Source organism: Stenotrophomonas sp. LARHCG68 (assembly GCF_052871705.1).
The window spans coordinates 174856-198430 of sequence record NZ_JBIXJV010000004.1 but is presented as its reverse complement, the minus strand read 5'-3'; the positions used below and the strand labels follow the sequence as shown (position 1 = coordinate 198430).

Genomic DNA, 23575 nt, shown 5'->3' with positions numbered 1-23575 from the left:
GCCCGCAGGGCGGATGAGGGCAGGCCTTTACTGCAGGTCGCGCAGGTTCAACCGGCGCAGCTGCGGCGCCTTCCAGGCGGTGACCCCGGCCACGCCAAGCACCGCGCAGCCGCCGATGACCACCGCCGGGACCAGCCCCAGCCAACGGGCCATGGTGCCGGCGTAGAACGCGCCCAGCTCATTGGACGAACTGATGAAGATGCCGTTGATCGAGGACACCCGGCCGCGCATCTCATCCGGCGTGGCCAACTGCAGGATGGTCGAGCGCACCACCACCGACACACCATCGCAGGCGCCATAGAACAGCAGGATCGCCGCTGACAGCCAGAAGTGCTGGGACAGCCCGAAGGCGATCACGCACAGGCCGAAGCCGGCCACCGCGAACAGCAGCACGCGCCCGGCATTGCGTTGCAACGGCCGGCGCGCCAACCACAGCCCCACGCAGATCGAGCCCAGCGCCGGCGCCGCGCGCAGGATGCCCAGGCCCTCCGGGCCGTAGTGCAGGATCTCCTGGATGAAGGCCGGCAGCATCGCCACCACGCCACCCAGCAGCACCGAGAACATATCCAGCGCCATTGCGCCGAGCATGATCTGGTTGCCCAGCACGAAGCGCGCGCCTTCGGCGATGCTGGCGAAGATCGGTGCGCGCGTCTGCGGCGGGGGCGGTTCGCTGACCCGGAGCGAGGCCAGCGCGAGCAGTGCCAGCGTCGCCATCACCGCGGCCACGCCATAGGACAGGCCCTTGCCGCCCCAGCCGACCAGCACGCCGCCCAGTGCCGGGCCGACCACCATGCCGGTCTGGAACACCACGCTGCCGAAGCCGGCCCCGCGCGCGAACTGCTCGCGTGCCAACACCCGCGCGAACAGCGCGTTGTAGATCGGTGACAGGAAGGCGCGGACCATGCCGGTCAGCGCGATGGCCAGGTAGATCGGCCAGACGCCCTTGAACGGCAGCCAGCCCATCGCCACCGCTGCAAGCACCACCGCGGTGGCGATCAGGCCGAGGCTGGCCGCCATGCCCAGCCTGCGGCGGGGCAGGTGGTCGACCAGGTAGCCGGCGAACGGCGCCACGCAGAAGAACGGCAGCACCTCGGCCAGGCCGATCAGGCCCAGCGAGAACGGATTGCGGGTGATCTCGTAGATGTGCCAGCCGACCGTGACCGCGACGATCTGGTAGGACAGCATCGCGGCGATGCGGTACAGCAGCAGTGACGCGAAGCCCGGCTGGCGCAGCAGGGCCAGGGCGCTGGCGTCGCCGGCGGGGGCGCTCACCGCGACTGCGCTTGGGCGGTTTCGCGGATGAAGGCCAGCATCGCGGCCAGGCCGTTGCTGCGGGTCGGCGAGAGGTGCTTGGCCAGGCCGATGGCGGCCACGTAGTCCGGCTCGGTGGCCAGGATCTCGGCGGCCGAGCGACCGGAGTAGACGCGCAGGGCCAGGTAGATCAGGCCCGAGACGATGGCCGAATCACTGATGGCATGGAAGACCAGCTTGTCGGCGTTGCCTTCCGGCACGATCCAGACCATCGACTGGCAGCCGAGCAGGCGGTGCTCCTCGGTCTTCCATTCTTCCGGGAAGGTCGGCAACTTGCGGCCGAGGTCGATCAGGTATTGGTAGCGCTCGGACCAGTCACCGAAGAAGGAGAACTCGTCGGCAATGGCGGCCTGGGCGTCGGCGGGGGTGGGTTCGAGCGGGAAAATCGTGTCGGTCATGGGGGTTCCTGTTCTTGCCCGCTCCAGTTGACGGGCGGGCCGGTGGGGCGGGCGGTTCTGCCCTCACCCCAACCCCTCTCCCGCGTGCGGGAGAGGGGCTTCAAGCGTTGCAGTCGCTCAGTTTCGCCTCAGCGTGCGCTGGGCTGAGCCCCTCTCCCGCACGCGGGAGAGGGGTTGGGGTGAGGGAAAACAGAGGCCTCAGCCGCGCTTCCACCGCACGCCCTGCGGGGTGTCTTCCAGCACGATGCTCTCCGCCGCCAGCTGGTCGCGGATGGCATCGGCACGGGCGAAGTCACGGGCCTTCTTGGCGGCGATGCGCTCGTCGATCAAGGCCTGGATGCGGGCATCGTCGCCGGCTTCGGCGCCGCGGCTGAACCACGCCGCCGGCGCCTGCTGCAGCAGGCCCAGCGCCAGGCCGGCACCGAGCAGCTCGCGCTTCAGGCGGGCCTTGTCCTGGGCGCTTTCGGCCTTGCGGGCCTCGGCCGCCAGTCGCGCCACTTCGGCCAGTGCCAGCGGCGTGTTGAGGTCATCGTCCAGCGCCGCCTCGACCGCAGCCGGGATCTGCGCGGTCGCCTCGACATCGGCCAGGTCACGCAGGGTGCCGTACAGCCGGTCCAGGGTGCGGACCGACTGCTCGATCAGGTTGTCCGACCAGTCCAGCGGCTGCCGGTAGTGCGCCGACAGCAGCGCATAGCGCAGGGCCTCCGGCGGGTGCTGGCGGACCAGGTCGTGGACGCGCTCGATGTTGCCCAGTGACTTGCTCATCTTGGCGCCGCCGAAGTTGAGCATGCCGTTGTGCAGCCAGAAGCGGGCGAAGGTCTGCCCGCCATGGGCACATTCGCTCTGCGCGATCTCGTTCTCGTGGTGCGGGAACTGCAGGTCCACGCCACCGGCATGGATGTCGATGGTCGGGCCCAGGTGGGCGGCAGCCATGGCCGAGCATTCGATGTGCCAGCCCGGGCGACCACGGCCCCAGGGTGAGTCCCAGCCCGGCAGGTCGTCGCTGGAGGGCTTCCACAGCACGAAATCACCGGCATCACGCTTGTACGGGGCCACCTCGACGCGGGCGCCGGCCAGCATTTCCTCCGGGTCACGCCGCGAGAGCTTGCCGTAGTCCTTGAAGCTGCCGACCGAGAACAGCACATGGCCCTCGGCCGCGTAGGCGTGGCCGCTGTCGATAAGGTCCTGGATCATCGCGATGATGTGCGGGATATGCGCGGTGGCCTCCGGCTCGATGTCCGGCGGGACCACGCCCAGTGCGGCCATGTCCTGTCGGTAGGCGGCGGCGAAGCGGTCGGTGATGGCCGAGATCGGCACCCCCTGTTCCTTGGCCGCAGCGTTGATCTTGTCATCCACGTCGGTGATGTTGCGGGCGTAGCGCAGCGCACCATGGCGGCGCCGCAGCAGGTCGGCCAGTACCCCGAAGACGACCGGGCCACGGGCATTTCCGATGTGGACGTAGTTGTAGACGGTGGGGCCGCACACATACATGGTCGGGGCGGAGGGATCGAGCGGAGCGAACGGCTCCAGCTGCCGCGTCAGGTTGTTGTGCAGGCGCAGGGTCATGGTCTTCCGGGGGAGGAACGAATCGCCCAATTCTAGCGGTCCGGGCCGGGCGGGGCACAGCCGGGCTGGGCAGAACGCCTGCGGATGGGTAATGTTCAGGCCCGGGGCAGTTCGCCTGCCTACACTATTGTTGCCCCCCATCCCGGGCCTTGATCGAATTCATTGATGAAATCCGCTCCGTTTCTGTTGTTTGCCAGCCTGTTCGCCGCCGGTCCCGTTGCGGCCCAGGCGCAGGACGGTGACCAGCGCAATCGCGTGGTGATCATGGAGAACGTGCGCTACGACTATGCGCAGGTGCTCAATGTCGAGCCGGTCTTCCAGACCCTGCGCGCCACCCGTACCGAAGAGCACTGCGAGCCGGTATCCACCCGCACGCTGGCCCCGGTCCAGGTCAAGGGCGAGGAGGAGAAGGGAGGTTTCCGCCGTTTCTGGGATTCGGTGCGCGGCATCTTCACGCGCGGGGAAGGCGAGGAGGCGGTCGAGGACAGCAGCCAGGTCCATCACCCCGGCGCCAGCGCGCTGCTGACGCCCGAATGCAGGATCGTCGAGGTCGGCCGCGAGTTCCGCCGTCCCATCGCCTACGACGTGGACTACGTCTACAAGGGCATCAAGTTCCGCTCGCGCCTGCCGGAAGATCCGGGCAACCGCCTGAAACTGCGGGTGTCGATCACCCCGGATATCGGCCAGTCGTTCGAAGCCACCCCGAGCATCCCCTGATGCTGCGCCGCGGCACTTGCGTGCCGCAGGGCCGCATGCGAGTATTCGGCGCTATGAAGGCGAACAGCTTCCAGCACGAAACCAGCACCGCCCGGATGGCCTCCGGCATGACCTCGCGTGCCCGCCGACCGGAATCCCACATATTCGCTGGGTAAGCCGGAGCTTCGTGCTGTCTGTTCGGAAAACCCAGCCCAGGCTGGGTTTTTTCGTTTTCGCGCCACCAAAAGTTTCAAACGCAATGAGTCGCGCCCCGGCGCATCCAACCGCCGGCAACGGCAACTTCCCGCAGCAAAGGATGGATTGATGTCTCTGAAGCACTTCTTGAACACCCAGGACTGGAGCCGGGCCGACCTTGATGCACTGCTCGCCCAGGCGACGCGGTTCAAGCAGAACAAGCTGGGTGACGAGCTGAAGGGCAAGTCGATCGCCCTGGTGTTCTTCAACCCCTCCATGCGTACCCGCACCAGCTTCGAGCTGGGTGCCTTCCAGCTGGGCGGGCATGCCGTGGTGCTGCAGCCGGGCAAGGACGCGTGGCCGATCGAGTTCAACCTGGGCACGGTGATGGACGGTGACACCGAGGAGCACATCGCCGAGGTGGCCAAGGTGCTGGGCCGCTACGTCGACCTGATCGGCGTGCGCGCGTTCCCGAAGTTCGTGGACTGGGCCTACGACCGCCAGGACATCGTGCTCAAGAGCTTCGCCAAGTATTCGCCGGTGCCGGTCATCAACATGGAGACCATCACCCACCCGTGCCAGGAGCTGGCCCACATCCTGGCGCTGCAGGAGCATTTCGGCACCACCGACCTGCGCGGCAAGAAGTACGTGCTGACCTGGACCTACCACCCCAAGCCGCTGAACACGGCGGTCGCCAACTCGGCGCTGACCATCGCCACCCGCATGGGCATGGACGTGACCCTGCTGTGCCCGACCCCGGATTACGTGCTGGACGAGCGCTACATGGGCTGGGCCGAGCAGAACGTGGCCGAGAGCGGCGGTTCGCTGCAGGTCAGCCATGACATCCGCAGCGCCTACGCCGGTGCCGACGTGGTCTACGCCAAGAGCTGGGGCGCGCTGCCGTTCTTCGGCAACTGGGAGCCGGAGAAGCCGATCCGCGACCAGTACAAGCACTTCATCGTCGACGAAGCCAAGATGGCGCTGACCAACAACGGTGTGTTCAGCCATTGCCTGCCGCTGCGCCGCAACGTGAAGGCGACCGACGCTGTCATGGATTCGCCGCAATGTATCGCCATCAATGAAGCCGAGAATCGCCTGCATGTGCAGAAGGCGATCATGGCGGCGTTGGCCGGCAAGTAACGCTTGAGCCCCTCTCCCGAGGGAGAGGGGTTGGGGTGAGGGTAACGCCTTGCCCCAGATGCACCTTCATTCGTTCGCCCCCTCCCCAACCCCTCCCCCGGAGGGAGAGGGGCTTAAAGATCAACAGCAGAGACTTCTTCCCCATGAGCAAAGACATCGTCCTCGCCTTCTCCGGCGGCCTCGACACCAGCTTCTGCGTGCCCTACCTGCAGGAGCGCGGTTACAACGTGCACACCGTGTTCGCCGACACCGGCGGCGTGGATGCCGAGGAGCGTGACTTCATCGAGAAGCGTGCCGCCGAACTGGGCGTCACCAGCCATGTCACCGTCGACGGTGGCCCGGCGATCTGGGAAGGCTTCGTCAAGCCGTTCGTGTGGGCTGGCGAGGCCTACCAGGGCCAGTACCCGCTGCTGGTGTCCGACCGTTACCTGATCGTCGATGCCGCGCTCAAGCGCGCCGCCGAACTGGGCACCAACATCATCGCCCACGGCTGCACCGGCATGGGCAACGACCAGGTGCGCTTCGACCTGGCGGTGAAGGCGCAGGGCGACTACGTGATCGTCGCGCCGATCCGCGAGATCCAGAAGGAGCACACCCAGACCCGCGCCTACGAGCAGAAGTACTTGGAGGAGCGCGGCTTTGGCGTGCGTGCCAAGCAGCAGGCCTACACCATCAACGAGAACCTGCTGGGCCTGACCATGTCCGGCGGCGAGATCGACAAGTGGGAAGCCCCGGGCGAGGGTGCACGCGGCTGGTGCGCACCGCGCAGCGCCTGGCCGATCGAGCCGTTGACCGTGACCTTGAAGTTCGTCGAAGGTGTGGCTGTTGAACTGGACGGCAAGGCGCTGCCGGGTGAGCAGATCCTGGCCAAGCTCAACAAGCTGTTCGCGCCGTATGGCGTGGGTCGTGGCGTCTACACCGGCGACACCGTGATCGGCCTGAAGGGCCGCATCGTGTACGAAGCACCGGGCCTGGTCTCGCTGCTGGCCGCGCACCGCGCGCTGGAAGACACCGTGCTGACCAAGCAGCAGAACCGCTTCAAGCCGGAAGTGGCGCGCAAGTGGGTGGAGCTGGTGTACGAAGGCTTCTACCACGACCCGCTCAAGTACGACATCGAGGCGTTCCTGAAGTCCTCCCAGGCCAAGGTGACCGGCGAAGTGGTGCTGGAAACCCGCGGTGGCCGCGTCGACGCGGTGGCGGTGCGCTCGCCGTACATCCTCAACGCCAAGGGCGCGACCTACGCGCAGTCGGCGGACTGGGGCGTGGAGGAAGCCGAAGGCTTCATCAAGCTGTTCGGCATGAGCTCGACGCTGTACGCGCAGGTCAACCGCTGAGCGCATGAAGCCCCTCTCCCGCATGCGGGAGAGGGGTTGGGGTGGAGGGGCTTTGGCTTGAGGAGATTCAGAAGCACAAAGCACCCCCATCCGCCCTCCGGGCACCTTCCCCCGCATGCGGTGGAAGGGATGCCTTCGATCACTGACCTGATGACCTGCCGCTGCCCACCATGACGACCTTGCTCGAATCCACCCTGCAGCACCTCGAAGCGCTGGTGTCCTACGACACCCGCAACCCGCCGCGTGCGATCACCACCGGTGGCATCTTCGATTACCTGCGCGACCACCTGCCGGGCTTCAACGTCGAGGTGATCGACCACGGTGCCGGTGCGGTCAGCCTGTACGCGGTGCGTGGCACTCCCCGTTTCCTGTTCAACGTGCACCTGGACACGGTGCCGGATTCCCCGCACTGGAGCGCCAACCCGCACGTGATGCGCCGCCTCGACGACCGCGTGGTCGGCCTGGGCGTGTGCGACATCAAGGGGGCCGCCGCCGCACTGGTGGCCGCCGCCAATGCCAGCCAGGGCGACGCCGCGTTCCTGTTCTCCAGCGACGAGGAAGCCAACGACCCGCGTTGCATCGCCGCCTTCCTGGCACGCGGCATCCCTTATGAAGCGGTGCTGGTGGCCGAGCCGACCATGAGCGAGGCGGTGCTGGCGCACCGCGGCATCAGCTCGGTGTTGATGAAGTTCGCCGGCCGCGCCGGGCATGCCTCCGGCAAGCAGGACCCGTCGGCCAGTGCACTGCACCAGGCCATGCGTTGGGGCGGCAAGGCGCTGGACCACGTCGAGTCGCTGGCACATGCGCGCTTCGGCGGCCTGACCGGCCTGCGTTTCAACATCGGCCGCGTCGAAGGCGGCATCAAGGCCAACATGATCGCGCCCGAAGCCGAGCTGCGTTTCGGCTTCCGCCCACTGCCGTCGATGGACATCGATGCGCTGCTGGCCACCTTCGCCGGCTTCGCCGAGCCGCAGGCCGCGCATTTCGAGGAAACCTTCCGTGGCCCGAGCCTGCCCTCCGGTGACATCGCCCGGGCCGAGGAACGCCGCCTGGCCGCGCGCGACATCGCCGACGAGCTGGGCCTGCCGATCGGCAACGCCGTTGATTTCTGGACCGAGGCCTCGCTGTTCTCGGCCGGTGGTTACACCACGATGGTGTACGGCCCGGGTGACATCGCCCAGGCCCACACCGCCGATGAGTTCGTCACGCTGGAGCAGCTGCAGCGTTACGTCGAATCGGTGCACAGCATCCTGCAACGCGGCGCCTGAGCCGCAGTGGCCCGGCGGCGTGCCGCCGGCTTCTTCCCCCGCGACCGTCGTGGTCGCCTTGTAGACGCAAGCAATGTCCCCTGCCATGCAACCCCATCGCCAGACCCGCCAGACCATCGTCCGCCTGCTTTCGAGCATGGCCAGCGCGAAGGAGATCAGCCAGTACCTGAAGCGTTTCTCGCAGCTGGACGCCAAGCGCTTCGCCGTGGTCAAGGTCGGCGGCGCGGTGCTGCGCGACGACCTGGAGGCGCTGACCTCCTCGCTGTCGTTCCTGCAGGAAGTGGGCCTGACCCCGATCGTGCTGCACGGCGCCGGCCCGCAGCTGGACGCCGAACTGTCGGCGGCCGGCATCGAGAAGCAGACCATCAACGGCCTGCGCGTGACCACGCCCGAAGCGCTGGCGATCGTGCGCAAGGTGTTCCAGCAGTCCAACCTCAAGCTGGTGGAGGCGCTGCAGCAGAACGGGGCGCGTGCCACCTCGATCACCGGTGGCGTATTCGAGGCGCAGTACCTGGACCCGGACACCTACGGCCTGGTCGGCGAGGTGAAGAAGGTCAACCTGGCGCCGATCGAAGCCAGCCTGCGCGCCGGTTCGATCCCGGTGATCACCAGCCTCGGCGAAACCCCGAGCGGGCAGATCCTCAACGTCAACGCCGACTTCGCCGCCAATGAGCTGGTGCAGGAACTGCAGCCGTACAAGATCATCTTCCTCACCGGCACCGGAGGGCTGCTGGACGAGGAAGGCACGCTGATCTCCTCGATCAACCTGTCCACCGAGTACGACCAGCTGATGGCACAGCCGTGGATCCATGGTGGCATGCGGGTCAAGATCGAGCAGATCAAGGACCTGCTGGACAAGCTGCCGGAGGAGTCGTCGGTGTCGATCACGCGCCCGGCCGACCTGGCCAAGGAGCTGTTCACGCACAAGGGCTCGGGCACGCTGGTGCGTCGCGGCGAGAAGGTGCTCAAGGCCACCTCCTGGGGTGAGCTGGATACCGTGCGGTTGAAGCAGCTGATCGAATCCAGCTTCGGTCGCACGCTGGTGCCGGATTACTTCGAGAAGACCAAGCTGCTGCGCGCCTATGTCAGCGAGAACTACCGCACCGCGGTGATCCTTACCGACGAGGCCGAGGGCGTGTACCTGGACAAGTTCGCGGTGCTGGACGACGCACAGGGCGAAGGCCTGGGCCGCGCGGTCTGGAACGTGATGCTGGAGGAAACCCCGCAGCTGTTCTGGCGCTCGCGCAACGGCAATCCGGTCAACCATTTCTACTACGCCGAGTCCGATGGCTGCTACAAGCAGGGGCATTGGAAGGTGTTCTGGTTCGGCGCCGATGACTTCGAGGCCATCAAGGGCTACGTGAAGCATTGCGGTGAACGCAAGGCGAGCCTGCAGGATTGATGCGATGCAGGTCGGTTCGGACACTCTCTGGAATACGCCACCGGAACTGAGGGGCCGGCATGCATGGCTGCAGCCGTTGCAACGGGCGCACGTGCCGGCATTGGAGCTGGCCCTGGGCGACGGTGAACTGTCGCGCTGCTGGTACACCAACGTGCCGGCACCCGAAGCGGTGCAGGGTTACGTCGACGCCGCCCTGGACGTGCAGGCGCAGGGCAAGGTGCTGGCCTTCGTGGTCAAGGACGCCGCCGGTGAGGTGGTGGGCAGCACCCGCTTCTACGCGCTGGAAGCGGACGTGCCGCGCCTGAACATCGGCTACACCTGGTACAACCCGCGCGTGCAGCGCACTGGCCTCAATACCGAGGCCAAGCTGCTGTTGCTGCAGCATGCCTTCCAGGTGGTGGGCTGCATCAGCGTGGGCTTCGAGACCAGCTGGTTCAACCAGATCTCGCGTCGGGCCATCGCCCGCCTGGGCGCGAAGCAGGACGGCGTGCTGCGCAGCCACAAGCGCCATTCGGACGGGTCGCGTCGCGATACCGTGGTGTTCTCCATCATCGATACGGAATGGCCGGCGGTGAAAGCCCACCTGCAGTTCCTGCTGGATTCGCATTCATGACTGACAAGAAATTCTCGCTGGGCATCGTCGGCGCGCGCGGCTACACCGGTACCGAGCTGATCAAGCTGGTGGCCGCGCACCCGGACATCGAACTGGCGTTCGTGTCCTCGCGCGAGCTGGCCGGGCAGCGCGTGGCCGACCACAACGATGCCTACACCGGTGAACTGCGCTACGAGAGCCTGGACGCCGACGCAGTCGCCGCCAAGGGCGTGGACGCGGTGGTGCTGGCGCTGCCGAATGGCAAGGCCGAACCGTTCGTGGCGGCGTTGGATGCAGCCAGGCCGGACACGGTGATCGTCGACCTGTCGGCGGACTATCGCTTCGACAACCACTGGTACTACGGCCTGCCGGAGCTGACCCGCAACCGTTACGACGGGCAGAAGCGGATCAGCAACCCGGGCTGCTACGCCACCGCGATGCAGCTGGTGATCGCGCCGTTGCTGTCGCAGCTGGCCGGGCCGCCGACGTGCTTCGGTGTGTCGGGTTGGTCCGGCGCCGGCACCACGCCCTCGGACAAGAACAACCCCGAGCTGCTGCGCGACAACCTGATGCCGTATGCGTTGACCAACCACGTGCACGAGCGCGAGGTGTCGACCCAGCTCGGCGTGCCGGTGGAGTTCATGCCGCACGTGGCGCCGCATTTCCGCGGCATCACCATGACCGTGAACCTGTGGCTGCAACAGCCGCTCAAGCGCGAGGAGATCGTCGCGCTGTATACGCATCGCTACGCCGGCGAGCCGTTGGTGGAGGTCGTGGACGAGGCGCCATGGGTGAGCCGCATCGCCGGCACCCATGGCGTGCAGATCGGCGGCTTCACGATGGCGCCGGGCAACAAGCGCGTGGTGGTGGTGGCGACCATCGACAACCTGCTCAAGGGCGCCGCGACCCAGGCGCTGCAGAACCTCAACCGCGCGCTGGGCCTGGACGAGTTGACCGCCATCCCGCAGTGACGAGCTTCGCAGGCGCGGCCAAGGCCGCTTCTGCAGACAGCCATAGCAAACCTTTTCGATTCCGAGAAACCACCATGACCAACCTGCTCTGGCAGAAACCCGGCGTCGCGGTCGACGCGAAGATCCAGACTTTCCTGGCCGGCGACGACGTCATCCTCGATCGCGAGTTCTTCCTGCACGATATCCAGGCCAGCGCGGCGCATGCCGAAGGCCTGCAGCACATCGGCATCCTCAGCGCCGACGAGCTGGCCGCGCTCACGCGCGAACTGACGACGCTGGCCGAGGACTTCCGCAGCGGTGCGTTCGTGCTCGACGAGCAGTACGAGGATTGCCACTCGGCGATCGAGGCCCGCCTGACCGAACGCCTGGGTGATGCCGGCCGCAAGATCCACACCGGCCGCAGCCGCAATGACCAGATCCTGGTGGCCACCCGGCTTTGGTTGAAGGAGAAACTGGCGCGCGTGGCGCAGATCAGCATCGAGGTCGCGCGGGTGGCGCTGGACCGTGCTGCCGCCGAACAGCAGCAGCCGCTGCCGGGCTACACCCACATCCAGCGCGCCGTGGTGTCCTCGGCGGGCATGTGGTGGGCCGGCTGGGCCGAGGCGTTCATCGACAACGCGGTGCGCGCCCGTGATACCCGCGCATTGATCGACACCAACCCGCTGGGTACCGCGGCCGGCTACGGCGTCAACCTGCCGCTGGACCGTGCCCACACCACGCAGGCGCTGCAGTTCGCGCGCATGCAGATCAGCCCGATCTACGCCCAGCTCTCGCGCGGCAAATTCGAGCTGGCTGCACTGGAAGCCTTGGGTGGGGCCACGCTGGACCTGCGCCGCATCGCCTGGGACCTGTCGCTGTTCACCACCGGCGAGTTCGCCTTCGTGGCGCTGCCGGCGCAGTACACCACCGGCAGCTCGATCATGCCGAACAAGCGCAACCCGGACGTGATCGAGCTGATGCGCGCCACCCACGCCAGCGTCGCCGCCGCGCGCACCGAGATCGAGCAGTTGCTGTCGCTGCCGTCCGGTTACCAGCGCGACCTGCAGAACTCCAAGGGCGCCATCGTGCACGGCTTTGGTCGTGGCCTGGCGGCGCTGGAACTGCTGCCGGCGTTGTTGTCCAACCTGGACTGGCGGGACGATCACATCCGTGCGGCCATTGATTCGGGCATGTATGCCACCGACGTGGCAGTGGAAGCGGCCGTGGCAGGCGTGCCGTTCCGCGATGCCTACAAGGCCGCGGCGGCGTCGTCGGAAACGGCGGGGCAGGGGCGTACCCCCGAAGGCAGCCTGGCCGCGCGCGTGTCGCCCGGCGCGGCGGCGGACCTGCGTCTGGACGAGCTCAACGCACGCCTGGCGGCGCTGCAGGGCTGAGGTGGACACGGGCGCCTGGGGCGCCCGTGTTGGTTTGGTCCTGGCTCCGGCTGCGGCTTAAGTCCCTCTCCCGCCTGCGGAAGAGGGGTTGGGGTGAGGGGAAGCTCCTGGCTGGGCAACGTCCAAAGCATCCCTCATCCGCCCTTCGGGCACCTTCTCCCGCAGGCGGGAGAAGGGACAGCCAAAGCAACAGCCAAAGCAAGTTCCAAGCGAAAGCAATCGTGTCATCTTCGCTTTCGTCGTGGTGTCATGCGCAGCTAAAGGAGAACGCAATGAAGCTCTACCTCGTACTGGCAATGCGCAAGCCGTCATTTGACGATGCAGTGATTGCCCCCCACATCGCTTTCCTCAACGCACTCGACGCGAAAGACCAGTTGCATCTGACCGGCGGCTTCAGCGATGGCACCGGCGGCGCCTATGTCTTGAAGAACATCGAAACTCTGGAAGCCGCCAAGGCCGTCGTCGCGGCCGATCCGTTGGCCCTCCACGGCAGTTCCGAGCTGATCATTCACGAGTGGAATACACGTTGATCCCATGATCCAGACTTCACTTTCGCCGTTCACCGAACAAGCGCTGCCGCAGTGGCGCCGAGCCGTGCTCAAGGTCGGCAGCAGCCTGCTCGCCGCCGACGGCGGCGGGCTGACGCCACGCTTCGCGCTGGGCTTGGCGCAGTTCGTTTCGGCCAATGTGCTGGCCGGGCGTGAGGTGGTGATCGTGTCCTCCGGCGCGGTGGCGGCCGGGCGCGCCATCGTGCCGAAGGCGGCCGAGGCCGGTGCGGCGATGGCGGCACGGCAGGCGCTGGCCGCGTTGGGCCAGGCGCAGCTGATCGCGCTGTGGCAGCGCTTCTTCGAACGGCCGGTGGCACAGGTGCTGCTGACCCACGACGACCTGCGCAACCGCCGACGCTATCTCAACGCGCGCGCCGCACTCACCGAGCTGCTGGCGCTGGGTGCGCTGCCGGTGGTCAACGAGAACGACACCGTTTCGGTGGATGAACTGAAGCTGGGCGACAACGACAATCTGGCCGCGATCGTGGCCGCGCTGGTGGACGCCGATGCCTTGTTCATCGCCACCGACATCGATGGCCTGTATACCGCCGACCCGCGCGGCAATCCCGATGCGCGGCCGATCAACGAGGTCCTGGAACTGACGCCGGAGGTGTTGGCGATGGCCGGTGGCAGCGGCAGCGCGGTGGGGACCGGTGGCATGCAGACCAAGTTGCAGGCCGCGGCCAAGGCCGGTGCGGCGGGGATCGATACCTTCCTGTTCAACGGCCGGGATGGCGACGTGGTGCGCGGGCTGGCCCAGGGGCGGCTGCGCGGTACCCGCCTGCACGCCGGGCAGTCGCGCATCGCCGCACGCAAGTACTGGCTGCGGCATGCGCCACTGGAACCGGGTGCGATCCTGATCGACGCCGGTGCCGCGCGTGCGCTGCGCGAGAAAGGTGCATCGCTGCTGCCCGGCGGCGTGCTCGGCGCCGAAGGTGAGTTCCGGCGCGGCGACATGGTGGAGGTACGCCTGTTCGACGCACAGGGCCAGCAGAAGGTCGCGCGCGGCGTCAGCCAGTATTCGGCGGTGGACATCCGCCGCATCAGCCAGCACCACACGCGCGAGATCGAATCCATCCTTGGCTACAACTACGGCGACAACGTGGTCCACCGTGATGACATGGTGGTGCTGTGAGTTCGCCCCGCAACCACGGGAACCGTCATGAGTGATATCCGCACCCTGGCCCTGCAATGCCGTGATGCCGCCCTGCAACTGGGCCGTCTCTCCACGCAGGCCCGTGGCGACCTGCTGCAGGCGATGGCGGCGGCACTGGAGGCCGATGCGCCGGCCATTCTGGCGGCCAACGACAAGGACCTGCAGGCCGCGCGCGACAAGGGCGTGGGCACTGCGATGCTCGACCGGTTGGCGTTGAATCCGGCGCGGCTGGCCGGCGTGGCCAATGCGCTGCGCGAGGTGGCGGCGCTGCCGGACCCGGTGGGCGAGGTCACCCGCGACTATGTGCGGCCCAATGGCATCCGCGTGCAGAAGGTGCGCGTGCCGCTGGGGGTGATCGCGATGATCTACGAGGCGCGCCCGAACGTGACCGCCGATGCGGCTGCGCTGTGCATCAAGGCCGGCAACGGCGTGATCCTGCGTGGCGGTTCGGAGGCGATCCATTCCAACACCGCCATCGCCGCCAGCCTCCGGCGCGCCCTGCGCGAGGCCGGCTTGGCGGAAGCGGCGCTGACCCTGGTCGAGGACCTGCGCCGCGAAACCATGCTGGAACTGCTGCAGCTCAACGACGTCATCGACCTGGCCATCCCGCGCGGTGGCGAGGGCCTGATCCGCTTCGTCGCCGAGCATGCGCGGGTGCCGGTGATCAAGCACTACAAGGGCGTGTGCCATCTGTTCGTCGATGACAGTGCCGATATCGATCTGGCGATCGGCCTGCTGGTCGATGGCAAGGTCTCGCGTCCGGCGGCCTGCAATTCGCTGGAAACACTGCTGGTGCATGAAGCCATCGCCGCGCGCTTCCTGCCGGCGGCGGCGCAGGCGTTGCGCGAGCGCGGGGTGGAGCTGCGGGGGGATGTGGCCACCCGCGCGGTGCTGCCGGACGTATTGGCCGCCACGGAAGACGACTACGCCGCCGAGTACCTGGACCTGATCCTGGCCATCCGCATCGTGCCGGACCTGCAGGCTGCCATCGCGCATATCCAGCAGTACACCTCCGACCATACCGAGGTGATCGCCACCGGTACGCCCGCACACGGCCAGGCATTCGTGCGGGCATTGCGCTCGGCGGTGGTGATGGTCAACGCCTCCTCACGCTTCTCCGACGGCGGTGAGCTGGGGCTGGGCGCGGAAATCGGCATCTCCACCACGCGCCTGCATTCCTATGGGCCGATGGGCCTGGAAGCGCTCACGGTGGAGCGTTTCGTGGTGCAGGGTGAGGGCCAGTTGCGGCACCCGTTGGGTTGATACCCGCCGAGGGAGCGCCGCCTTACCAGCGGTCCTCCAGCTGCTGCGGCTTGCAGGCGAACCAGGCGGCGGTGGTCAGCACCACCGAGCACAGCGCGAGGAAGGCGAACGACCAGGTCCAGCCACCGCTGACGCCGTGCAGCCAGCCGAACAGCAGCGGGCCAAGGCTGGCCAGGCTGTAGCCCACCCCCTGCATGAAGCCGGACAGGGCGGCCGAGCCGGCCTGGGTGCGGGTGCGCAGGTTGATCAGGGTCAGGCCCAGCGGGAACGTGGAAGGGCCCAGGCCGGCGATGATTGCCCACAGCCAGGGGGCCTTCATCGGGGCCCAGAGCAGGCCGGCGAAGGCGATCATGTTCAGCACGAACACCATCACCGCGATCGGGAACGGGTTGCGCAGGCGCACCGCCAGCGCGGGCACCAGCAGCGAAGGGGCCAGGCCGATCGCCGAGTACACCGCCACCATCACGCCACCGAAGGCTTCGCTGGCGCCGGCTTCCACCATCACCTTCGGCAGCCAGGTGAACAGGGAATAGGTACCCAGCGAGGTCATGCCGAACATCAGTGCCATGCCCCAGCCCAGCGATGTCTTCCAGACACGCCCCGGCGCGTGGCCGGTGGCTGCCGAGGCGGCTTCGCGGGGCGCCTGCCGGGCGAGCAGGATCCATGGCAGCAGGGCGGCCAGCGACAGCAGCGACCACATGCCCAGCGAGATGCGCCAATCGAAGGCATCGGCCATCGGCACCGCCAGCAGCGCGGGGATCATGGTGCCGGCCTGCAGCACGGTGATGTAGATCGTGCTCAACGTGCCAACGCGGTCGGCGAAGTAGCGCTTGACCAGCGGCGGGACCACCACGTTGCCCATGCCCATGCCGGCCAGCGCGATCGCCGAGCCCAGCATCAGCATGCCGACATTGCCGGAGGCGGCGCGCAGCAGCAGGCCCAGCGTGGCCAGCACCATGGTCAGCACGGCGGTGCGTTCCAGGCCGATGGCGCGGGTGATGCGGGGCGTCGCCAGGCCGAAGGCGGCGAAGGCGGCCGTCGGCATCATGCCGAGCACGCCGGTCATGGTGCTGCCGAAGTCGAAGACGTGGCCCAGCCGGTCCAGCAAGGGCGTCAGCGAGGTCACCGCGCTGCGCAGGTTGGCCGAGACCAGCACGATGGCGACGAACGCCAGCAGACGGCCATGCAGCAGCGGGGCCGGGGTGGGGGAGGTGGTGGGCGAAGACATGTCGAACTCCGGCATGGCGGGTCCGGCACCGTGTGGAACCCGCCTAAAACAAAAGCCGGCCAGAGGCCGGCTTTTGTTGAATTGGTCGGGGAGACAGGATTCGAACCTGCGACCTCTACGTCCCGAACGTAGCGCTCTACCAGACTGAGCTACACCCCGAAGGAGCCGCCTATGATAACGGCGTTCCCGCAGTCTTGCAAGTGGTTTTCCCCGGAAGCCAACCGCGCGGGAGGGTTGCTTCCAGTGCGCCCGAAGGCGGCTTGTACATCCACAAAAAAGCCTGGAAAACGTCGCCGTTTTCCAGGCTTCGATGCGACCTTCTGGTCGGGGAGACAGGATTCGAACCTGCGACCTCTACGTCCCGAACGTAGCGCTCTACCAGACTGAGCTACACCCCGTGAAGGAGCCCGGAAAGATACGCTCAGTCCGGGCTCCTGACAATACCTCAGCGCACTTTTTTAACGTTTTGTTTCACTCTTGCGCGCTTCGCGTGCTTCGAACCACATGCCGTTGAGGATCGCAACGGTCGAAGCAAGGCCAGCACCCAGAATCCAGGCGAAATACCACATGTGATGTCTCCTTCCTAAAGCGTGGATGTGGATCAGTAGGCGTTCGGGTTTTCACCCATTTCCGTCAGCGTGGTCTTGCCCTTCAGCACGCGGTACACCCAGGTGGTGTAGCCGATGATGATCGGCAGGAAGACCACCGTGGCCAGCAGCATGATCCACAGCGTCAGATGGCTGGACGATGCGTCCCACAGCGTCAGGCTGGAGCCCGGCTGGCTGGAGGAGGGCAGCAGGAACGGGAAGATGGCAAAGCCGACGGTGAAGATGATGCCGGCGATCGACAGGCCCGAGGCGATGAAGGCCAGGCCGCCACGGCGCTTGCGCAGCAGCACCGCACTGGCCAGTGCGCCGATCAGGCCCACCACCGGTGCCAGGATCGTGGCCGGCATGGCGCTGTAGTTGTGCATCCAGCCACCGGCGGCGGTCAGTTCGGCGGTCTTCAACAGCGGGTTGCTGGCCCCATCGCTGATCACCTGCGAGGTGATTGCATAGCCCGGCAGGCCCAGTGCGACCCAGGCACCGCCGGCGGCGAACAGCACGAAGCTGACGATGGCGGCGATGCTGCCGAAGCGGGCCGAACGATCGGCCACCGGGCCGTCGGTCTTGAGCACCAGCATGGCGGCACCGTGCGAGACCAGCATGGCGACGCTGAGCAGGCCGGCCAGCAGGGCGAACGGGGTCAGCAGGCCGAAGAACGTGCCCGTGTACCAGACGCGCTGGCTGTCATCGAAGTGGTAGGGGACGCCCAGCAGCACGTTGCCCACGGCCACGCCCATGATCAGCGCCGGGACGAAGCCACCGATGAACAGTGCCCAGTCCCAGTTGTTGCGCCAGCGCTGGCTGGGCATCTTGCCGCGGTACTTGAAGCCGACCGGGCGCAGGATCAGGGCGAACAGGATGACGAACATCGCCAGGTAGAAGCCGGAGAAGCTCACCGCGTACAGCGGCGGCCAGGCGGCGAAGATCGCGCCGCCACCGAGCACCAGCCACACCTGGTTGCCTTCCCATACCGGGCCGATGGTGTTGATCACCAGGCGGCGTTCCTCGTCGGTCCTGGCCACGAACGGCAGCAGCGCGCCGACGCCCAGGTCAAAACCATCCATCACCGCGAAGCCGATCAGCAGCACGCCCAGCAGCAGCCACCAGATCACGCGTAGCGTCGTGTAGTCCAGAAGAATGAAATCCATGAGTGTTCTCCTGCCTTATGCCTGGCGCGTGGCCGGCGAGGCGGCGTTGTTGGAAGCAGCCGAGGGCTGCAGCGAGGGCAGGATGTCGTCCGGGCCCTTGCGGATGGCCTTCAGCATCAGCTTGATCTCGATGATCATCAGCACCGTGTACAGCGCGGTGAAGCCGGCCAGGGTCATGACGATCTGGTGCAGGGCCAGGCCCGAGGCGGCGTAGAAGGTCGGCAGCACGCCATCCACTGCCCACGGCTGGCGGCCGTACTCGGCGATGAACCAACCGCATTCGATGGCGATCCACGGGGCCGGCAGCGTCCACAGCGCGATCTTCAGGAAGGTGCGCTTGTCCTGGAAGTTGTGGCGGCAGGAGTAGTAGAAGGCCACCGCGAAGAAGGCGATCAGGTAGAAACCCAGGCCGGCCATGATGCGGAAGGTCCAGAACAGCGGGGCCACCGTCGGCACCGTGTCCATCGCGGCCTGCGAGATCTCCTGCGGCGTGGCGTTGAGGATGTCCTCGCGGTAACGCTTGAGCAGCAGGCCGTGGCCCAGGTCCTGCCAATGGCGGTCGAACATCTCACGGGCTTCGACGTCGTTCTTGTTGGCGCGGATGCGTTCCAGTGCACCGTAGGCCAGCTGGCCGCCGCGGATGCGGTGCTCGGCGCGCTCGACCAGTTCCAGGATGCCCGGGATCGGCTTGTCCAGCGAACGGGTGGCGATCAGGCCCATCAGGTACGGGATCTTGACCGCGTAGTCGTTCTGGTGGGTCTGCTGGTTCGGGATGCCGAAGGCGGTGAAGTCGGCCGGGGCACGCTCGGTCTCCCACATGGCTTCGATCGCGGCCAGCTTCATCTTCTGGTGCTCGTTGGCGGCGTAGCCGCTTTCGTCACCCAGCACCACCACCGACAGCGAGGACAGCAGGCCGAAGGCCGCCGCCACCGCGAACGAGCGGCGGGCGACGTCATGGTGCTTGTTGCGCAGCAGGAAGAAGGCGCTGATCGACATCACGAACACCGCGCCGGTCACGTAGCCGGCCGACACGGTGTGCACGAACTTGGCCTGTGCCACCGGGTTGAAAAGCACGGCCATGAAGTCCACGACTTCCATGCGCATCGTTTCCGGGTTGAACACGGCACCTACCGGGTGCTGCATCCAGCCGTTGGCGATCAGGATCCACAGTGCCGACAGGTTGGTACCCAGCGCCATCAGCCAGGTCACGGTCAGGTGCTGCACCTTGGACAGCCGGCCCCAGCCGAAGAAGAACAGGCCGATGAAGGTGGCTTCCAGGAAGAACGCCATCAGGCCTTCGATGGCCAGCGGCGCGCCGAAGATGTCGCCGACGTAATGGCTGTAGTAGGACCAGTTCATGCCGAACTGGAACTCCATGACGATGCCGGTACCCACGCCCATGGCGAAGTTGATACCGAACAGCACGCCCCAGAACAGGGTCATGCGGCGCCAGACGTCCTTGCCGGTCATGACATAGACGCTCTCCATGATCGCGATCATGAAGGACAGGCCCAGGGTGAGCGGGACGAAAAGGAAGTGGTACATCGCGGTCAGCGCGAACTGCAACCGCGACAGTTCTACGACTGTTGGATCAATCATGGCCTATCTACCTCGTGGGTGGGCGTCATGGGGCTGGAGGGGGTTCTATGGACAGAATGCTCCGGGTTCATGCATTGCCGTGCCTTGATCTGGATCAATGTGACGGTCGTGCGCAACCGCGAAGGTGCGGTTGCCGGCGGACGGGGTGCTGCTTGCTTACAATCAGGCAGATTTCCTTCACCAGAGTTGCCAATCTTGAGCGAAGTTCCACATCCGGGCGAAGCGTTGCGCCAGCAGCGTCGCCAGCATCAGCAATGGCTGGCCTCCCTCGCCGCCGGGGCCCGCCCACGGCAGCGGCTGGCGGCCCTGTCCGTGTGTGCTTCGGGTGCGTTGCTGATCGTGCAGGCCGGGGCCATTGCCTGGTTGATCCAGAGCATAGTAGTGGAGCGCTTGCCCATCGTGCAGGCAGTTCACGTTTTCGGCCTGCTGGCCGCGGTGCTGGTGGCGCGCAGCCTGCTGGGCGGCCTGACCCAGTCCGCCGCCGGAGACGTGGCCGACAGTGCGCGGCTGGCGCTGCGCGAGCAGGTCTACCGGCGGCTGATGGCACGCGGCCCGCTGTGGCAGCGACGCCAGCGCAGCGGCGAGCTGGGCGAGCTGCTGCTGGCCCACGGTGACGCCATCGAGGGCTACTACGCCGGTTTCCAGCCGGTACGGGTGGAAGTGGTGGTGGTGCCGCTGCTGATCGCCGTCGCAGTGGCCTGGGTGGACTGGGTGGTGGCGGTGATCTTCCTGTTCACCGCACCGCTGGTGCCGTTCTTCATGATGCTGGTGGGCTGGGGTGCCGAGGCCGCCGGCCGGGCCCAGCTCGGCGAGCTGGCGCGCATGAGCGGGCATTTCGCCGATCGCATCAAGGGGCTGGGCCTGCTGCGCCTGTACGGGCGCGGGGATGCCGAGTTGCAGGGCATCGCGCAGGCCGCCGACGGGGTGCGCGTGCGGACCATGAAGGTACTGCGGATCGCCTTCCTGTCCTCCACCGTGCTGGAGTTCTTCGCCTCGGTCAGCGTGGCGATGGTGGCCCTGTACCTGGGCCTGAGCTACCTGGGGATGATGTCGCTGCATGCCAGCGTGCCGACCCTGGGTACCGGCATGTTCTGCCTGCTGCTGGCGCCGGAGTTCTACGCACCGTTGCGGCGGCTGGCCGCGCATTACCACGACCGGGCCAACGCGCTGGCGGCGGCGGCGGAAGTGGAGCGGCTGCTGGCCGAGGACACCCGCCTTGCCCCGGGGCCGGCCGACACCGCGTCCACCGGGCAGGAACCGGCCCAGCGGCATGCGCCCTTGTTGCGGGTGCAGGGCGCGACATTGCGCCCGCAGGGCAGTGCGCAGGATGTGCTGCGTGGTTTCTCTCTCTCCCTCACCGATGGCCAGCGCGTGGCGCTGGTCGGGCCCAGCGGCAGCGGCAAAAGCACCGTGCTGGAAGCGCTGGCGGGATGGTTGCCGCCCCGCCAGGGCCGGATCGTGCTGCGCGAGGGGGTCAGGGTCGGTTATGCCGGGCAGCGCCCGTACCTGTTCCACGGTTCGATCGCCGACAACCTGCGGCTGGCCGACCCGTCGGTCAGTGACGCGCGGCTGCAGGCCGTGGCGGAGGTGGCGCAGGTGATGCGGTTTGCCCGGGACCTGCCGCAGGGCCTGGACACGGTGATCGGCGAGCGCGGCTTTGGCCTGTCCGGCGGCGAGGCGCGTCGCATCGGCCTGGCCCGGCTGCTGTTGCGAGAGCCGGACCTGCTCCTGCTCGACGAGCCCACCGCGTTCCTTGATCCGCAGACCGAGGCCGACCTGCTGCAGGCCCTGGCCGCACATACGCGGGGGCGCACGGTGTTGATGGCGACCCACAGCGAGGCGGCGATGCGCTGGGCCGACGCGATCATCGACCTGCAGCAGCCGGAGGTGCGCGCATGAGCGGCGATGACATGCGAAGCGTGTTCGGCCGACAGCGCGGGTGGTTGTTGCTGTCGATCGTGCTGCTGTTCACCACGATGCTGGCCGGGGTGAGCCTGTTGGGGCTGTCCGGCGGCTTCCTGACCGGGGCGGCGCTGGCCGGTGCGCTGGGCATGGGCGCGACCTTCAACTTCTTCTCGCCATCGGCGGGGATCCGCGGGCTGACGATGGCGCGGATCGTGTCGCGCTACTTCGAGAAGCTGGTCGGGCACGAGGCCACCCTGCGCATTGCCCGGGACCTGCGCGTGTGGTTCTTCCGGCGCGCCTTGCCGCTGGCGCCGGCACGCTTGGGCAGCAGCCGTACCGGCGAACTGCTGGCGCGGCTGATGTCCGATATCGGCGAGATGGACGGTTGGGTGGTGCGCGCGCTGGGGCCGCTGCTGGCGCTGGCCGGCATGTGCGTGGCCGCGATCATCGCCGCCGCGTTGATCTACTGGCCGGCGGCATTGTTGTTGCTGGTGCTGGCGGTGCTGGTGGGCGTGGGCGTGCCGCTGCTGGCGGTGCGACGCGGGGATGCCGGCGAGGCGCAACGTGCGCAGAGCCGTGCGACCCTGCGCACGCTCGCCTATGAAGGGTTGGAAGGTGTTGCCGACCTCACCGCGCTGCACGCGCGCGATGCCTGGATCGCACGTGTCGATGCGGCCGCACGCGAAGTGGCCGGTCGTGACCGGCGGCGCCGTCGCCGCCTGATCGGCGGCAACGTCCTGCATGCCGTCTTGTCGGGGCTGGGCCTGCTGGCGATGTTGTGGTTGGCGCTGTCCGCCTTCGAGGCCGGGCGGATAGAAGCACCCTATGCGGCGGCGTTGGTGTTCATGACGGTGGCGTTGCTGGAGGTGGCTGCAGGCAGCGGCATCGCCTGGCAGGCGTGGCAGTCCGCACGCGTGGCCGGAGGACGCCTGCAGCAGATCATCGAGCAGCCACCGTCGGTGCCCGAGGCCGCGACGCCGGCGTCGGTGCCGGCCGGTGATGCATCGGTCGTGTTCGAGCAGGTGGTGTTCACTTGGCCTGGCGAGCGCCGGCGCCTGCTGGACGGCGTGGACCTGCACCTTGCAGCGGGAGACCGCGTGGCGATTCGGGGCGACAGCGGCAGCGGCAAGACCACGTTGTCGGCGCTGCTGCTGCGGCTGTGGGACCCGGGGCAGGGCAGTGTGCGCTACGGCGGCGTGGACCTGCGCCGGTTCGCACAGGACGATTGGCATCGCCAGATCGCGTGGTTGCCGCAGGGCGCGCCGGTGTTCGCCGGCAGCATTGCCGAGAACCTGCGCCTTGGCCGTCCGGATGCCAGCGACGATGCACTGTGGCAGGTGCTGGAACAGGTCCGCCTGGGCGAATGGGCGCGCCAGCAGGGCGGGTTGCTGGCATGGGTCGGCGAGAACGGCGCGACGATGTCGGCCGGGCAGGCGCGACGCCTGGCGCTGGCCCGCGCGTTGTTGCGCGATGCGCCGCTGATGGTGCTCGATGAACCCACCGAAGGCCTGGACGTGGACACCGCGCACGCGCTGTTGACGGACCTGGCCGCGGCCCTGGGTTCGCGCAGCCTGCTGATGATCACGCACGACCGCCTGCCGCCAGGCGTCGTGCACCGGGAGTACCGCCTGCAGCAGGGGCAGCTGCTGCAGTTGGACCCCGCCGCGCCGTAGGAACGGCTTCAGCGGCGAAGCTGGCGCTGTGGCAGATCGTTGGAAGGGCGACCCCTCCCCAACCCTCCCCTTGGCTGCGCCAAAGGGAGGGGGCGGTTGCTGCAGTCGTCCGGATTACGGGTAGGAGCGGCTTCAACCGCGAAGCTGGCGCTGCGGCAGATCGTCGAAAGGGCCGCCCCTCCCCAACCCTCCCCATGGCTGCGC

Annotated in this window: 20 protein-coding genes and 2 tRNA genes; 13 read left to right on the top strand and 9 right to left on the bottom strand. The window is 67.4% G+C overall.

Going from position 1 to position 23575, the window contains the following annotated elements; translation table 11 throughout:
• Positions 1–27: 27 nt before the first annotated feature.
• From ACIPR8_RS15075 to cysS, 3 genes are all read right to left on the bottom strand, one after another.
• Positions 28–1272 carry an MFS transporter gene (locus ACIPR8_RS15075; protein WP_446541517.1) on the bottom strand — a complete coding sequence of 415 codons (1245 nt, stop codon included), beginning with the start codon at positions 1270–1272 and terminating at the stop codon, positions 28–30.
• Entirely contained in the window at positions 1269–1709 is a 441-nt protein-coding gene (locus ACIPR8_RS15070; protein WP_132862997.1) for a SufE family protein, read from the bottom strand. Before ACIPR8_RS15070 ends, ACIPR8_RS15075 begins: the two co-directional genes overlap by 4 nt.
• A gap of 198 nt (positions 1710–1907) precedes the next feature.
• Entirely contained in the window at positions 1908–3275 is a 1368-nt protein-coding gene (cysS, locus tag ACIPR8_RS15065) for a cysteine--tRNA ligase (protein WP_446541516.1), read from the bottom strand.
• A gap of 165 nt (positions 3276–3440) precedes the next feature.
• Between cysS and ACIPR8_RS15060 the strand changes: the two genes are divergently transcribed.
• The 11 genes from ACIPR8_RS15060 to ACIPR8_RS15010 all read left to right on the top strand — a co-directional run bounded on the left by ACIPR8_RS15060 (position 3441) and on the right by ACIPR8_RS15010 (position 15213).
• A complete protein-coding gene (locus ACIPR8_RS15060) occupies positions 3441–3992 on the top strand; it encodes a hypothetical protein (RefSeq protein WP_446541515.1) in 552 nt (183 codons plus the stop codon).
• 303 nt (positions 3993–4295) lie between these two features.
• Complete coding sequence (locus ACIPR8_RS15055) at positions 4296–5306, top strand: N-acetylornithine carbamoyltransferase (RefSeq protein ID WP_192286072.1); 1011 nt, start codon at positions 4296–4298, stop codon at positions 5304–5306.
• Positions 5307–5449: 143 nt separating this feature from the next.
• The gene (locus tag ACIPR8_RS15050) at positions 5450–6640 is read left to right on the top strand and encodes an argininosuccinate synthase (RefSeq protein ID WP_132863001.1); all 1191 of its coding nucleotides are present in this window, start codon (positions 5450–5452) and stop codon (positions 6638–6640) included.
• 170 nt (positions 6641–6810) lie between these two features.
• A complete protein-coding gene (locus tag ACIPR8_RS15045; protein ID WP_192286070.1) occupies positions 6811–7908 on the top strand; it encodes an acetylornithine deacetylase in 1098 nt (365 codons plus the stop codon).
• A 73-nt stretch (positions 7909–7981) separates the two neighbouring features.
• Positions 7982–9310 (top strand): acetylglutamate kinase, encoded by a 1329-nt coding sequence (locus tag ACIPR8_RS15040; RefSeq protein ID WP_446541514.1) that lies wholly within the window; start codon positions 7982–7984, stop codon positions 9308–9310.
• A 4-nt stretch (positions 9311–9314) separates the two neighbouring features.
• Positions 9315–9923, top strand: a complete 609-nt coding sequence (locus ACIPR8_RS15035) for a GNAT family N-acetyltransferase (RefSeq protein ID WP_446541513.1) — start codon at positions 9315–9317, stop codon at positions 9921–9923.
• Positions 9920–10873 carry an N-acetyl-gamma-glutamyl-phosphate reductase gene (gene argC / locus ACIPR8_RS15030; protein ID WP_446541512.1) on the top strand — a complete coding sequence of 318 codons (954 nt, stop codon included), beginning with the start codon at positions 9920–9922 and terminating at the stop codon, positions 10871–10873. Before ACIPR8_RS15035 ends, argC begins: the two co-directional genes overlap by 4 nt.
• 74 nt (positions 10874–10947) lie before the next feature.
• Positions 10948–12246, top strand: coding sequence for an argininosuccinate lyase (locus ACIPR8_RS15025; RefSeq protein WP_446541511.1), 1299 nt, complete (start codon positions 10948–10950; stop codon positions 12244–12246).
• A 272-nt stretch (positions 12247–12518) separates the two neighbouring features.
• On the top strand, positions 12519–12776 hold the full coding sequence (locus ACIPR8_RS15020) for a YciI family protein (RefSeq protein WP_446541510.1): 258 nt from the start codon (positions 12519–12521) through the stop codon (positions 12774–12776).
• A gap of 4 nt (positions 12777–12780) precedes the next feature.
• The gene (gene proB / locus ACIPR8_RS15015; RefSeq protein ID WP_446541509.1) at positions 12781–13929 is read left to right on the top strand and encodes a glutamate 5-kinase; all 1149 of its coding nucleotides are present in this window, start codon (positions 12781–12783) and stop codon (positions 13927–13929) included.
• A 27-nt stretch (positions 13930–13956) separates the two neighbouring features.
• A complete protein-coding gene (locus tag ACIPR8_RS15010; RefSeq protein WP_446541508.1) occupies positions 13957–15213 on the top strand; it encodes a glutamate-5-semialdehyde dehydrogenase in 1257 nt (418 codons plus the stop codon).
• Between the two features lie 22 nt (positions 15214–15235).
• On the opposite strand, the gene ACIPR8_RS15005 is transcribed toward ACIPR8_RS15010, so the two are convergent.
• From ACIPR8_RS15005 to ACIPR8_RS14980, 6 genes are all read right to left on the bottom strand, one after another.
• Positions 15236–16441, bottom strand: coding sequence for a CynX/NimT family MFS transporter (locus ACIPR8_RS15005; RefSeq protein ID WP_192286062.1), 1206 nt, complete (start codon positions 16439–16441; stop codon positions 15236–15238).
• 82 nt (positions 16442–16523) lie between these two features.
• A tRNA-Pro gene (locus tag ACIPR8_RS15000) sits at positions 16524–16600 on the bottom strand.
• Between the two features lie 162 nt (positions 16601–16762).
• Positions 16763–16839, bottom strand: a tRNA-Pro gene (locus ACIPR8_RS14995).
• Positions 16840–16899: 60 nt separating this feature from the next.
• Positions 16900–17010, bottom strand: a complete 111-nt coding sequence (cydX, locus tag ACIPR8_RS14990) for a cytochrome bd-I oxidase subunit CydX (protein WP_132863011.1) — start codon at positions 17008–17010, stop codon at positions 16900–16902.
• A 32-nt stretch (positions 17011–17042) separates the two neighbouring features.
• The gene (gene cydB, locus ACIPR8_RS14985) at positions 17043–18194 is read right to left on the bottom strand and encodes a cytochrome d ubiquinol oxidase subunit II (RefSeq protein WP_446541507.1); all 1152 of its coding nucleotides are present in this window, start codon (positions 18192–18194) and stop codon (positions 17043–17045) included.
• A 15-nt stretch (positions 18195–18209) separates the two neighbouring features.
• Complete coding sequence (locus ACIPR8_RS14980) at positions 18210–19793, bottom strand: cytochrome ubiquinol oxidase subunit I (protein ID WP_132863013.1); 1584 nt, start codon at positions 19791–19793, stop codon at positions 18210–18212.
• A gap of 195 nt (positions 19794–19988) precedes the next feature.
• Between ACIPR8_RS14980 and cydD the strand changes: the two genes are divergently transcribed.
• The gene (cydD, locus tag ACIPR8_RS14975; protein WP_225591561.1) at positions 19989–21692 is read left to right on the top strand and encodes a thiol reductant ABC exporter subunit CydD; all 1704 of its coding nucleotides are present in this window, start codon (positions 19989–19991) and stop codon (positions 21690–21692) included.
• A complete protein-coding gene (gene cydC / locus ACIPR8_RS14970; RefSeq protein WP_446541506.1) occupies positions 21689–23371 on the top strand; it encodes a thiol reductant ABC exporter subunit CydC in 1683 nt (560 codons plus the stop codon). The genes cydD and cydC overlap by 4 nt, the downstream gene beginning before the upstream one ends.
• The last annotated feature ends 204 nt before the right edge of the window (positions 23372–23575 follow it).